General features: G+C 67.7%; 10 protein-coding genes. 1 reads left to right on the forward strand and 9 read right to left on the reverse strand.

The window, feature by feature from the left end:
- Nucleotides 1–78 precede the first annotated feature (78 nt).
- Nucleotides 79–519: a DoxX family protein gene (locus J6U32_RS03540; RefSeq protein WP_208793572.1), complete on the forward strand. Its 441-nt coding sequence runs from the start codon at nucleotides 79–81 to the stop codon at nucleotides 517–519.
- Between the two features lie 380 nt (nucleotides 520–899).
- Here the strand turns inward: J6U32_RS03540 and J6U32_RS03545 are convergent, their stop codons facing one another.
- Genes J6U32_RS03545 through J6U32_RS03585 form a run of 9 tightly spaced genes read right to left on the reverse strand, consistent with a single transcriptional unit; the run spans nucleotide 900 to nucleotide 12,516 of the window.
- Nucleotides 900–1,691: an IclR family transcriptional regulator gene (locus J6U32_RS03545; RefSeq protein ID WP_208793573.1), complete on the reverse strand. Its 792-nt coding sequence runs from the start codon at nucleotides 1,689–1,691 to the stop codon at nucleotides 900–902.
- Between the two features lie 59 nt (nucleotides 1,692–1,750).
- Nucleotides 1,751–4,204: a GcvT family protein gene (locus J6U32_RS03550; protein WP_208793574.1), complete on the reverse strand. Its 2,454-nt coding sequence runs from the start codon at nucleotides 4,202–4,204 to the stop codon at nucleotides 1,751–1,753.
- A gap of 23 nt (nucleotides 4,205–4,227) precedes the next feature.
- Nucleotides 4,228–5,076 carry a formyltetrahydrofolate deformylase gene (purU, locus tag J6U32_RS03555; protein ID WP_208793575.1) on the reverse strand — a complete coding sequence of 283 codons (849 nt, stop codon included), beginning with the start codon at nucleotides 5,074–5,076 and terminating at the stop codon, nucleotides 4,228–4,230.
- The gene (locus tag J6U32_RS03560) at nucleotides 5,069–5,698 is read right to left on the reverse strand and encodes a sarcosine oxidase subunit gamma (RefSeq protein ID WP_208793576.1); all 630 of its coding nucleotides are present in this window, start codon (nucleotides 5,696–5,698) and stop codon (nucleotides 5,069–5,071) included. The genes purU and J6U32_RS03560 overlap by 8 nt, the downstream gene beginning before the upstream one ends.
- Complete coding sequence (locus tag J6U32_RS03565) at nucleotides 5,691–8,516, reverse strand: FAD-dependent oxidoreductase (RefSeq protein WP_208793577.1); 2,826 nt, start codon at nucleotides 8,514–8,516, stop codon at nucleotides 5,691–5,693. Before J6U32_RS03565 ends, J6U32_RS03560 begins: the two co-directional genes overlap by 8 nt.
- On the reverse strand, nucleotides 8,513–8,803 hold the full coding sequence (locus tag J6U32_RS03570; RefSeq protein ID WP_208793578.1) for a sarcosine oxidase subunit delta: 291 nt from the start codon (nucleotides 8,801–8,803) through the stop codon (nucleotides 8,513–8,515). Before J6U32_RS03570 ends, J6U32_RS03565 begins: the two co-directional genes overlap by 4 nt.
- 53 nt (nucleotides 8,804–8,856) lie before the next feature.
- Nucleotides 8,857–10,128 carry a sarcosine oxidase subunit beta family protein gene (locus J6U32_RS03575; protein ID WP_208793579.1) on the reverse strand — a complete coding sequence of 424 codons (1,272 nt, stop codon included), beginning with the start codon at nucleotides 10,126–10,128 and terminating at the stop codon, nucleotides 8,857–8,859.
- Between the two features lie 7 nt (nucleotides 10,129–10,135).
- Nucleotides 10,136–11,173: a hybrid-cluster NAD(P)-dependent oxidoreductase gene (locus J6U32_RS03580; protein ID WP_208793580.1), complete on the reverse strand. Its 1,038-nt coding sequence runs from the start codon at nucleotides 11,171–11,173 to the stop codon at nucleotides 10,136–10,138.
- A complete protein-coding gene (locus tag J6U32_RS03585; protein ID WP_208793581.1) occupies nucleotides 11,173–12,516 on the reverse strand; it encodes an aromatic ring-hydroxylating oxygenase subunit alpha in 1,344 nt (447 codons plus the stop codon). The genes J6U32_RS03580 and J6U32_RS03585 overlap by 1 nt, the downstream gene beginning before the upstream one ends.
- Nucleotides 12,517–12,735 lie beyond the last annotated feature (219 nt).

A 12,735-nucleotide genomic window follows, 5' to 3' on the forward strand; every position in this document is an offset into this window, starting at 1 on the left:
TGATCGCGATCTATGGAGTGGCTCACAGTTGATTGCCGGACTATTGGTTGCATACGCAAACACTGTCACTATTAGGCAATGCTAACCTCACTTGAGAAACTCTCCCCGTGGGCGATCGGGATCTTCCGGATCGTCGTCGGCTTCCTGTTCTTCTGCCACGGCACGTCCACGCTGTTCGCGTGGCCGGTGGCGCCGTACAGCGGTCAGACCGCGGACTTCGGTGCCTGGCCGTCGTGGTGGGCTGCGGCCATCCAGTTCGTCGGCGGGCTGCTGATCATGCTCGGGGTCGGGACCCGCGTCGCGGCGCTCATCGGATCGGGATCGATGGCCGTCGCCTACTTCTGGAAGCATCAGGGCGACGGCCTGCTCCCCATCCAGAACGAGGGTGATTCCGCAGCGCTGTTCTGCTGGGCGTTGCTGCTGCTCGTCTTCGTGGGTGCCGGTCAGCTCGCACTGGGATCGGTGTTGTCACGCAAGGATTCTGCGTCGCGAGAGGCAGGGGTGGCCGAGCCGGCCTGAGGCGTTTTGCCTGACGGCCGGAACCAGCTGCGGCGCAGGTGGCCTCGAGGCTCGCCGCACGCGGCTCGCACCTCGACCAGCGAGTGGGGTGTTGCTCGCGTGTGGGTGAGGCCATCCCCGGGTGGCCGAGCGGCGTTTTGCCTGGTGATCGGAACCAGCTGCGGCGTAAGTGGGTCTCGAGGCTCGCCGCACGCAGCTCGCACCTCGACCAGCGATCAAAGTCGCAGTCGGTAGGTCGGTTGCGTTCGGGGAAGTCGCCGTCGATCGGTTGCGGTTGGCGAACCCGGTTTTCCCCCGATGGTCGAGGTGCTCGGCGCCCCAGGCGCCGAGCCTCGAGACCCGCCGCACCGATGGGAATCCGGGCCCACCGACGACCGGCGTCAGCCGCGGAAACCGAAGCGTGCGTTGAGTTCCGCGGCGGCTCGCTGCACAGTGGCGGCGAGGGTGGGGGCGTCGTCGGGATCGAGGCGGTATCTCGGTCCCGACACACTCAACGCGCCGATCACGGCGCCGCTGTGATCGCGGATGGGTGCGGCGACCGCGACGAGCCCGAGTTCCAGTTCTTCCTCGGCGATCGCCCACCCGCGGTCGCGGATACGGGCGAGATCGGCGAGTAGGGCGTCGATCTCGGTGATGGTGTGTTCGGTGTAGCTCGGCAGTCCGGCGGCGAAGGTGGCGCGCACCTCGTCGTCGGATAGCGCGGCGAGTAGGGTCTTGCCCGACGACGTGGCATGCGCCGGAGAGGTCTGACCGATCCAGGTCTGCAGCGCAACACTCGAGGTGCCCTGTGCCTCAACGATGTTGACCGCCTGTGTGCCGCCGAGTACGGCGATGTTGGCGGTCTCGCCGAGTTTCGCGGCGAGCATCTCGCAGATCTCCTGTCCCTGTTTGGACAGGTCGAGCGTGGCGCTGGTCGAACTGGCCAGTCGCACCACGGTGAAGCCGATGCGGTACTTGCGGCCGACGGGCTCCTGTTCGACGAAGCCGCGTGCCTCCAGCGAGCCGATGACACGCGAGACCGTCGACTTGTGCACGCCGAGTTCGGCGGCGAGTTCGGTGACGCCGGCCGCGCCGTGCTGCCCGATGAGCTCGAGGATCTGCAGGGCCCGGTCGACCGACTGGACGGCGCCGGAGCCGGGGTTCTCGGACGGGTTGCTCTCCTTGGTGGGCATGACCCGACCAACTCTAGCCGACCACCCCAGTGGGGGATCGAACACCGAGGTCACGGCGATTACTTCCGGATGCGCGACATCGCGGGGTCGACGGAGACGTCGGGGCCGAGCACGGCCCGATAGGTGGTGCGTTGATAGGCGACGGACACCTCGACGCCGTCTTCGAGGTCGGCGGGCAGCCACGCGTAGGCCAGGCACGCCCGCTGCGTCGGCGACCAGCCCGCGCTGGTGATGTAGCCGACGACCCCACCGCCCACCGATACCGGCTCCTTGCCGAGGACGACGGCCGCGGGATCGGTGAATCGCAGGGTCCGCAGGCGAGTCGTCGAGACGCGTTCGGCCACTGCGCTCTTGCCCACGAAGTCGTCCTTGCTCATGCGGACCGCGAAGCCCAGACCGGCGGCGTCCGGGGTGTGCTCGGTGGTCATGTCGGTGCCGGCCGACCGGTAGCCCTTTTCGATCCGCAACGCGTTGAACGCGATTCGACCCGCGGGGATGATCTGGTGCTCGTGCCCGGCGCTCATCAACAGATCCCACAGGCCGCGCCCGTACTCGGCGCCGGTGTAGATCTCCCAGCCGAGTTCGCCGACGTAGGACACCCGCATCAGCGTGACCGGAATCGGTCCGATCGTCGTCCGTACACACCGGAAGTACTTGAGCCCCTCGTTGGTGAGGTCGGTGGGTGTCAGTGGCGCCAGCACCTCCCGCGCCGAGGGCCCCCAGAGGCCAAGACAGCAGTTGGCGCCGGTGATGTCGCGCAGGGTCACCCCGTCGGTGGGCAGGTGTCGGGCGATCCAGTCGAAGTCGACGGGACCGTTGGCGCCGACCTGGAACACATCCTCGGAGAGCCGGGCGACCGTCAGATCCGAACGCACACCGCCCTTCTGGTCGAGCATGAGGGTGTAGGTCACTGATCCCACCGACTTGTCGAGATTGTTGGTGGTCAGCCGTTGCAGCAGATCGAGAGCGCCCGGCCCGGACAGTTCGTAGCGGGTGAGTGGGGTCATGTCGTACAGGGCGACGTGACTGCGGGTGTGCGCGGCTTCGGCGACGGAGATCGGCGACCAGTGCCGTGCCGACCACGAATCACGTTCCGGTATCCCGAATCCGCCGGCGACGAGGTCGTCGAGCAGACCCTGGTTGGCCTCGAACCATGCGGGCCGCTCCCAGAAGCCGGCCTCCCAGAACTGCGCGCCGAGCGCGACCTGACGATCGTAGAACGGGCTGGTCCGCACCTGCCGCGGCGCAGTGCGCTGATCGTGCGGGTGGATGACGTCGTAGACCTCTACGAACGACTGTGAGCTCGTGGCGAGGATCGCGTCGTCGGTCAGCCCGGCCTCCTCGAACCGGTACAGATCGAACTCGTGGGTGTCGACGGAGGCGGCACCGTCGATCATCGACTCGGCGACGGTGCGTGCGATGCCCGCGGAGTGGGTCACCCACACGGCCTCGGCCACCCAGAAGCCGTGCAGTTCACGGTGTTCGCCGACCACCGAATGTCCGTCGGGGGTGAATGAGAAGATCCCGTTGAATCCCTCCTCCACCTTGCCGCCGGCCAGCTCGGGGAGCAATCGCGTGCTCTGCTCCCACGCCTGCGCGAAATCGTCGGGGGTGAACATCACCTTCGACGGCATCTCCTCGAGGGAGATCGTCGACTCGTGGTCGAGGGCGGAGACATCGGTCGGCATCGGCCGGTGACCGTAGTAGCCGATACCCAGCCGGTCACCGTGCTCGCGGTAGTAGAGGTCCTGATCCTGGTGACGCAGGATCGGCAGCGACGCCTCGGCGACAGCCGAATTGACGCCCTTTCGCGAGGTCAGCGGAGTGGTGTAGGCGTACTGGTGGGCCATCGGTACCAACGGGATCGTCAGGCCCACCCGACGGCCGAACTCCCGGCCCCAGAATCCGGTGCAGCACACGACGATGTCGGCGTCAAAGGTCCCGGTGGTGGTGCGCACGCCCCGAACAGAGCCATTGGACTCGATGACGTCAACGACCTCCTGATGGCCCACGAACCGTGCGCCCCGCTCGGTGGCGCGAGCGGCCTGCGCCTCCACCGCACGCAACGCCTTGGCGAGCCCGTCGCGCGGTGTGTACAGCCCGCCGAGGATCAGGTCGGGGTCGAGCAACGGATACTTCGCGACACATTGTGCGGGGGTGAGCAACTCGTGGTCGACGCCACGGGATGCGGCCCACCCGGCCTTGCGGTGCAGATCGCCCCACCGCACGTCGGTGGTCGCCACCTCGAGTCCGCCGACGTGGTTGAAGCACCATCCGTCGGGATGGGTCAGCGCCGAGAACTTCTCGCACGTGTAGGACGCCAACTCGGTCATCGTCTTCGACGGGTTGGTCGCGAAGACCAGTCCCGGTGCGTGCGAGGTCGATCCGCCGGTGGCGAACAGCGGACCGCGGTCGACGACGGTGACGTCGGTCCAGCCGCGCCCGGTCAATTCGTCGGCCAGCGAGGTGCCGACGATCCCGGCGCCGACGATCACGACTTTCGGTGTGCTCATGGGAGGGTTCTTTCGGGTCGGGGTCAGCTGAAGACGACGGTGCTGGTGCCGTTCATCAGGACGCGATTCTCGCTGTGCCAGCGCACGGCTCGCGAGAGCGCGAGTGCCTCGGCGTCGCTGCCGACGGTGGCCAGGCGGCGCGGGTCGTGGGTGTGGTCGATGCGGATCACCTCCTGCTCGATGATCGGTCCCTCGTCGAGGTCGGGGGTCACGTAGTGCGCGGTGGCGCCGACATACTTGACACCTCGCTGGTGTGCCTGGTGGTAGGGCTTGGCGCCCTTGAAGCCCGGCAGGAACGAGTGATGGATGTTGATCGCCCTGCCACGCAGCGCGGTACACGTCTCGTCGGAGAGGATCTGCATGTACCGGGCAAGTACGACGAGGTCGGCGTCGTACTCGTCGACGAGTCCGAGCAGTCGGGATTCGGCCTGCGCCTTGGTATCCGGGGTGACGGGCACGTGATGGAACGGCAGGCCGGCCGAGACCGCCATCGGTTCGAGAGCCGTGTGGTTGGACACCACCGCGACCAGGTCGCCGCCGAGGGTGCCCGAGCGCCAACGGAACACGAGGTCGTTGAGGCAGTGGCCGAGCGTCGAGACCATCACCAGGATGCGTTGCGGCGCTTGATCGGTGATCGTGAACTCGGCGTCGATGCCGGCTGCGAGGTACTCGAAGGCGCGCGTCATGTCTTCGGCGCCGGCCTCGCGCGCGCACACGAACTCGGTGCGTACGAACAACGTGTGGGTGAGCGGGTCGTCGAACTGCCGGTGATCGGCCACCTCGCATCCGTGACTGTAGAGAAACGACGAGACCGCATGCATGATGCCGCTGCGCGACGGACAGCGCAGGGTGAGGATGAACGTGTCAGACATGGCCGGGTCCTTCTGTGCGGGTGCGGTCTTCAGCTACCGCGGGGTTCTGGCAGTACTCCGCTGCCGCGTCGAGCAGCCAGTGGGCGAGATGGTCGGCGAAGGACGAACGAACCAGCAGGGCGAAACCCGACTCCGGGTCGTCGCCGGTGCGGTGCAGGATCACCCCGGTCTGCGCGAGCAGTGTCTGTGCGGCCTCGTTCGCACCGAACGAGGTCGGTGCGAGGTCGATCGCGCAGCCGTGTGCGAGGACGGTGTGCGCATGCTCGCCCGCCAGGAGTACGCGGGTGCGCTGGCCGGTGGCATCCATCAGATAGGTGCCGGGTCGGGTGTCGGCGAGTCGCCCGGTGACCTCGGCGAGATATTCGTGCCCGGGGATTCCGGGCCGGTACAGCAGCCATTCGTCGGGGCCCAGCCAGATAGCCACCTCGCCGTCATCCGCGCCGTCTCGACGGACCTGGCACGCAGACGGCAGATCCAACCGCGTGATCGCGTCCTCGTCGGTGGTCCGCACCACCACCTGGGCAACGGGTGACTCGCATAGCCGCACCGCAGGGGCGAGGGCGTCGAAGGCGCTCGCCCAGCCGTGCAGGGGCGAGCGGGAGGTGCAGGTGTGCTCAGCCATCACGACGAGCTCCTTCCGGATCGACGAAGACCGTTGTGGTGACCTCGACTTCGATCAGCCGGTCACCGATCGGCACGTCGAGGAGGGCGCCGATCCGCTCACGTCCGCCCTTGACGAGTGCGAGGGCGAACGGCCGTCCGAGTTCGGCGCTGCGGTAACTCGAGGTGACGTGCCCGAGCATCCCGACCGGCGGTGCCGGCAGCGTGCGGTCGGCACGGTGGGCGATGATCTGCGATCCCTCCGGAAGCTTCGTGGCGCTGTCGGTGGGCAGCAATCCCACCAGGTGCTTGCGGTTCGGGTCCTGATTCGACGGCCGGTCGAAGGAGCGTTTGCCGAGGAAGTCGGCCTTCTTCTTCGACACCACCCAGCTCATGCCGAGATCGTGCGGGGTGACGGTGCCGTCGGTGTCCTGCCCGATGATCGGGTATCCCTTCTCGGCGCGCAGCACGTGCATCGTCTCGGTGCCGTACGGGGTGATGCCGTACGGTGCGCCCGCGTCGATCAGTGCACGCCACAGGGTTTCGGCGTACTCGGCGGCCACGTTGACCTCGTAGGCGAGCTCGCCGGAGAAACTCACCCGGCCCAACCGCACCGGGACCCCGCCGAAGGAGGTGTCGCGCCAGTCCATGAAGCCGAACGCCTGATTGGTGACGTCGAGGTCGGGGAATACCGCGCCGACGACCGCACGCGAGTGCGGCCCGACCACCGGGAACGTGGCAACATGGTCGGTCAGCGACGTCGTGAACACCTGCAGATGCGGCCACTCGGTCTGATGCCATTCCTCCATCCAGTCCAGGATCGTCGCGGCGTTGCCGGTGGTGGTGTAGACGGTGTAGCGGTCCTCGGCGATCCGCATCACCGTGCCGTCATCGAGGACCATCCCGTCCGGCCCGCACATGACGCCATAGCGCACCTTGCCGACCTTCAGGGTGCTCATCAGGTTGGTGTAGAGCAGATCGAGGAAGACCGGTGCGTCCGGGCCGGCCACGTCGATGACCCCGAGGGTGGATCCGTCGAGGATGCCGACTCCCGAACGGACGGCACCACATTCGCGCAGCACCGCCGATTCCATGTCCTCGCCGCCGCGCGGGTAGAACCGCGGACGTTTCCACTGCCCGACGTCCTCGAAGATCGCACCACGCTCGATGTGCCACTCGTGCAACGGGGTCCGGCGGATCGGATCGTAGAGGTCGCCGCGGTTGCGTCCGGCCAGCGCGGTGAACGACACCGGCGTGTAGGGCGGACGGAAGGTGGTGGTGCCGGCGTCGGAGACGTCGACCCCGAGGAGTTCGGCGACGATGCCGGAGGCGACGATCCCCGATGTCTTGCCCTGATCGTGGGCGGTGCCGATGGTGGTGTAGCGCTTGACATGTTCCACCGAGCGCATACCCGCGCCGACCGCGCGCCCGATGTCGGCGACGGTGGCGTCGCGCTGCAGGTCCACGAAGGACAACGTCGGCTCCGACTGCGGCACATGCCAGTACACGGCGGTCGCGGCCGGGGTGCGGTCGGCGGTGCGCGGTACACCGCGGTACTCGGGTAGGACCGCGCCGAGGGCACGCAACGCGGCGAGGCCGGCGCGCCTGCCGTCGGTCAGGCAGGAGCCGGTGGTCAGCAATCCCGCTGCGGCGCCGGCGATGTCGGTGGTCGGCAGGGTGCCGGTCGGCAGGAAGGCTGCTGCGTCGGCGTCGAAGGCGATGGTGCCCCGCATCTGGCTCCACAGGTGCGCGGCGGGGTTCCAACCACCCGAGACCAGCACGGTGTCACAGCGAATGATGGTGCCGTCGAGCAACTCCACGGCCTCGACGCACTCGTCGCCGATGGCTCGCACCACCGCGCCGGAGGTGCGAACGTCGATCCCGAGATGGGTGGCGCGCTCGAGAAGATCCGACGAGACGTGCGCCCGAACATCGACGAGGGCCGCGATGTGCACACCCGATTCGGCGAGGGCGAAGGCATCGGCGTACGCGGAGTCGCCGGCGGTGAACATCACGGCTTCGCGACCGACGAGTACGCCGTATCGGTGGAGGTAGTCGGCGGCGGCGCCGGCGAGCATCACGCCGGGAAGGTCGTTGCTGCCGAACACGATCGGGCGCTCATGCGCGCCGGTCGCGAGGACGATCCGTTTCGCCCGGATGCGGTGTACGCGTTGCCGCGAGATCCGGGTCGGTGCCCCGAGTGGACAAGCTTCGCCGAGATGGTCCGTGCGACGCTCCACCGCCAGCACGAATCCGTCGTCGTAGCCGCCGAATGCGGTGGTGCGGACGAGGCGGGTGGTGTGTGGGTGCGCGTCGAACTCGGTGACCGCGTCGGCGACCCACGGGGCGTCGGGCGTGGCGCCGCCGGGTTCGGGGCGTTCGTCGACGAGCATGACCCGCACGCCGGCGCGGGCGGCCATCACCGCCGCCATCAGACCGGCGGCACCCGCGCCGACGACGAGCACCTCGGGATGGTGGTGCAGCGAATCGTAACGGGCGGTATCGATGTCGGCGGACAGCTTGCCCCATCCGGGGACGCCGTGCGCGGTGAGTCCGGGACAGAGTTCGATCATGGTGGCCGGCACCATCGGTTCGCTGTAGGGGGCGTCGATACCGACCTGGGCGGTGGCATCCTCCGACCAGGAGCCGGTGATCCCGCGGACCCGACCGAGATTGACGCTGCTGGTGATGGTGCGGACGCCGTTGGCCAGCAGTGCCGAGGCCAGGGTGTCGCCGGCGTAGCCGGTGTAGGTGACGCCGTCGAACACGAAGTCGATGGGCCGGGTGCGGTCGATGCGGCCACCGGCGGGGGTGCGGAGATCGGTGAGTGAGTGGGTCATCGGCGTGGCCCGGGAACTGAGGTCGACACCGGGGCGGCCACCGGCGTGCCGGTAAACCGGTAGGTCACGGTGTCCCGGGTGATGGTGAACCACCGTCGGCAGCCGGCGCTGTGGCACCAGCGTTCGGCGAGAACACCTTTCGGGTTCGGACGGAAGAACAGATAGTCGGCCCACTCGTCGTCGTCGAGGGTCTGCGGCTGCGCGGGATACTCGACACCCGCGGCGGCGCCGTAATGGAACTCGGTCTCCTCGCGCGGCCCGCAGTGCGGGCAGGGAATCAGTTGCATGGGGTTCTCCGGGCTTGGGTGGAGTCGATGATCTGCACTGGTGGGCCGGTGGACTAGTGCGCCACGGCGGCCGCGCCGTGCTCGTCGATGAGTCGGCCGGTGGTGAACCGGTCGATGGTGAACGGGGCGTTGATCGGGTGGGGAGCGCCGGTCGCGATGGTGTGGGCCAGGCACCATCCGACGGCTGGTGTCGCCTTGAATCCACCGGTGCCCCAACCGCAATTGACGAAGAGGTTGTCGTAGGGGGTGGCACCGAGGATCGGGGAGGCGTCGGGGGTGACGTCGACGATGCCGCCCCAGGTCCGCAACAGCCGGGCGCGGGCGAAGATCGGGAACAGCTCGACGGCGGCGGCCATCTGGCGTTCGATGATGTGGAACGCGCCGCGCTGGCCGTAGCCGTTGTAGGAGTCGACGCCCGCACCCATCACGAGTTCTCCCTTGTGCGCCTGGGAGACATAGACGTGCACCGCATTCGACATGACGACGGTCGGGTGGACGGGTTCGAGGAGTTCGGAGACGAGCGCCTGCAGCGGATGGGATTGCAGCGGCAAGCCGAAGCCCAGTTGATCGGTGAGAGTGGAGGTGTGCCCGGCCGCACACAGGGCGACGGTGCCCGCCCCGATGCGCCCGCGCGAGGTGTTGACCGCGGTGACCTTCCCGTCGGTGGTCTCGAACCCGGTGACCTCGCAGTTCTGGATGATGTCGATGCCCGCGGTGCTGGCGCTGCGCGCGAATCCCCAAGCGACCCAGTCATGCTTGGCGATCCCGCCGCGCGGCTGGAAGGTCGCCCCCATGACCGGGTACCGGATGTCGGCGGAGGTGTTGACGATCGGGCAGATCTCGGCGACCTGTTTGGGGTCGAGCCACTCGGCGTCGATTCCGTTGAGCCGGTTGGCCTCGACCCGGCGAACGGAGTCGCGGACGTCCTGCTCGGTGTGTGCGAGATTGAGAACGCCCCGCTGGCTGAACAGGATCGGATATCCGAGCTCTTCCTCGAGACCCTCCCACAGCTTCAGTGCGTGCTCGTAGATGCCTGCGCTCTCGTCCCACAGGTAGTTGGACCGGATGAGCGTGGTGTTGCGGGCCATGTTGCCGCCGGCGAGCCAACCACGTTCGAGGACGGCGACATTGGTGATGCCGTGATTGCGGGCGAGGTAGTGGGCGGTGGCGAGCCCGTGTCCGCCGCCGCCGACGATGACGACGTCGTAGGTGGGTTGGGGGTCGGGGTTGTGCCAGAGGAAGTCTGGGTGCTCGGGGAGCCCGGCGCCGGGAGCGGAGCGAGCGGGCCGAATTGTGTCGGCGCCGGGAGCAGGGTCGGATGTCATGGTGTCCTCAGAAATCGATGACGACGGGGGTGATGGGTTCGGAGCAGCAGAGCAGGATCTTGCCCTGCTCGATCTCGCGGTTGCGGATGCCGCCCTGATGGTTCATGACGACGTCGCCGGAGACCTTGGTGACCTTGCAGGAGCCGCACAGGCCGACGCCACAGGTCGAGGGCAGGGTGACGCCTGCGGCCGCGGCGGCGGCGAGGATGCTGCTGCCCGCGGTGACGTTGACGCGGCGGGCGCGGCGGGTGAAGTCGACGGTGATGCCGGGGCCGTCGTCGTCGGTGGGCGTGGGTAGGACGAAGCCGAAGCTCTCCTCGTGGATGTGGGCGAGAGTCGCGCCGGAGGCGACCAGTGCGGATCGGACGCCGCTGCGGAATTGGCCGGGGCCGCAGAGGAATACCTCACGGTCGGCGAGGTCGGGGCACATGCGTAGGAGGGTGTCGGCGTCGAGGCGCCGGGGAGCGGTTGCCGTCGGGTCGTCGAGATGTGCGCGGGTGAGCGCGAAGGCCACGTCGAGTCCGGGATGGGCGACGGAGAGTTGTTCGAGTTCGGCGCGGAACGGGATGTCCTCGAGGGTGCGGGCGCTGTGGATGAACACGATGTCGGTCTGCTCGCCGGAGCGGTACGGCCCGGACGTGGTGCCGTCGGTGGCGGCGCGGATCATCGACATGATGGGGGTGATCCCGCTGCCCGCGGAGATGAACAGGTAGCGTTCGGCGCCTTTGCCCATGTAGCTGAATCGGCCGAGGGGGCCGCTGGCGGTCATCGTCATGCCCGGTGTCATGTTGTCGTGCAACCAGTTCGACACGTGGCCGCCGGTCTTGCGTTTGACCGAGATGGACAGGGTGTCGGGGCGGGTGGGTGGTGAGGAGATGCTGTAGCAGCGTTGCACGGTGCGGCCGTCGATGGTGACCCCGATGGTGAGGAACTGCCCGGGGTTGAACACGAAGGTGTGGGGTTCGACGGTGCGGAAGGTGAATGTCGTCATGTCGTGGGTGGCCGGGGTGCGTTCGACGCAGACCAGCAGGTGTTCGTCGCTCATCAGGCGCTCTCCGGAATCTGTGACACCGCTTGCGCCACTGCAGGTGTGGTGCCCAGTGTGGTGCGCAATGTGGTGATGTACCAGTTGATGAAGGCCTCGACCTGGACCTCGGACGGGCCGTACGGGCCGGGAAGGTAGGCGGGGTCGGCGATGCCCTGATGGGCGAGCGCGACGAGGTCGGCGTCCTGCTGGTTGGTGATCTCCCAGACGCCGGTCAGCCGGTCGAGGTCGTAGTCGATGCCTTCGACGGCGTCGGCGTGGACCAGCCACGTGGTGCGCACGAGGGTTTGGTCGGGGGCGAGCGGGATGGCCGAGAACAGCACGGCGTGGTCGCCGGTGATGTGTAGCCACATGTTGGGTTGCAGGTGCATCGAGAGGCGGCCGAGTCGGCGATCGGGAAGGGCGTCGGCGAGTGGGCGGGTGCAGGCGACGGTACCGTCGAGGGTGAACGATTCCCCGGCAAGATCCATCGGCTCACGCTCGATGTGGAATCCGGTTGTGCGCGTGTCGAGTTGAACGATCCGGTCATAGGGAAGTCCGCGTTGTCGCCACAGGTCGGTCATCTCGTCGGTGGCCTGACGATATCGGGCGGTGGCGGGACGGAGCCGTTCGGGGATGGCGTCGGAGTCGGCGAAACCCCAGATCGGGAAGAACACGTTGAGCAGTTCCGGATGCCCACCGCAGTGATAGCACTCGCGGTTGTTCTCCATGGTGAGTTTCCAGTTGCCGTTCTCGATGAGATCGGTCTGTTTGGCGACCTTGGCGTTCGCGAGGCCGTGGGGTTCGAGGTAGGGCGTGACGATCGCGGCGACCTCGTCGATGTCGGCGGGCGGCTCGTCGGCGAGGCAGATGAAGATCAGCCCGGCGATCGTGCGGAGCGCGACCGGCCGGAGTGAGAAGCATTTCTTGTCGAAGCCGGGCGCCTGCGCGTCGGCGAACATCAGCCGACCGTCTATGCCGTATGTCCAGGAGTGGTAGGCGCAGACGATGGTGCCGGTGCTGCCGTGGTCGTCGGTGAGCAGCCGGGCGCCGCGGTGCCGGCAGACGTTGTGGTGGGCACGGACGACCTGCTCGTCGTCGCGGGCGATGATGACCGAACTTCGGCCGAGATTCACCGTGAGGTAGTCACCGGGCTCGGCGATCTCGGCTTCGGTGGCGACGAAGATCCACCGCTTGGCGAAGACCTCGTCGAGGTCGCGGTCGAACCACTCCCGGTCGACGTAGAACGGGGCGGGCAGGCTCTCGCCGACGACGCGCTCGTCGAGGAGCGCTCTGGCGGCCGGGTCGAGTCGGTCGGATTCGGCTCCCGCCTCGGCGGCGCCCGCGACGACGTGTGCGGTCATGGGAGATGAATGCCTCTCTTGGCCAGTGATTTTCACGTGGTAATCGATATGTGGATATGCGTACCGGGTGGGCGGGCTCCGCGAACCACCCCAGCGACCGCATCGGCGTCTGTAGTTGCACTATGCGCAACACCGCGCACGTGATGCAACAAGTGTGAAGTCTATGTCGGGCGATGTCAACCGGATCGGGGGCTGCTGTCGTGGCGCCGTCCGACTTGT

Source organism: Gordonia polyisoprenivorans, assembly GCF_017654315.1.
Taxonomy (GTDB): domain Bacteria; phylum Actinomycetota; class Actinomycetes; order Mycobacteriales; family Mycobacteriaceae; genus Gordonia; species Gordonia polyisoprenivorans_A.

Bases quoted from the DNA above. Each gene is read 5' to 3' on its own strand.
- J6U32_RS03575 (WP_208793579.1), bottom strand. From the start codon at position 10,128: ATGACATCCGACCCTGCTCCCGGCGCCGACACAATTCGGCCCGCTCGC.
- J6U32_RS03580 (WP_208793580.1), bottom strand. From the start codon at position 11,173: ATGAGCGACGAACACCTGCTGGTCTGCGTCGAACGCACCCCGGCCACC.
- J6U32_RS03585 (WP_208793581.1), bottom strand. From the start codon at position 12,516: ATGACCGCACACGTCGTCGCGGGCGCCGCCGAGGCGGGAGCCGAATCC.
- J6U32_RS03540 (WP_208793572.1), top strand. From the start codon at position 79: ATGCTAACCTCACTTGAGAAACTCTCCCCGTGGGCGATCGGGATCTTC.
- J6U32_RS03550 (WP_208793574.1), bottom strand. From the start codon at position 4,204: ATGAGCACACCGAAAGTCGTGATCGTCGGCGCCGGGATCGTCGGCACC.
- J6U32_RS03565 (WP_208793577.1), bottom strand. From the start codon at position 8,516: ATGACCCACTCACTCACCGATCTCCGCACCCCCGCCGGTGGCCGCATC.
- J6U32_RS03570 (WP_208793578.1), bottom strand. From the start codon at position 8,803: ATGCAACTGATTCCCTGCCCGCACTGCGGGCCGCGCGAGGAGACCGAG.
- J6U32_RS03560 (WP_208793576.1), bottom strand. From the start codon at position 5,698: ATGGCTGAGCACACCTGCACCTCCCGCTCGCCCCTGCACGGCTGGGCG.
- J6U32_RS03545 (WP_208793573.1), bottom strand. From the start codon at position 1,691: ATGCCCACCAAGGAGAGCAACCCGTCCGAGAACCCCGGCTCCGGCGCC.
- purU (WP_208793575.1), bottom strand. From the start codon at position 5,076: ATGTCTGACACGTTCATCCTCACCCTGCGCTGTCCGTCGCGCAGCGGC.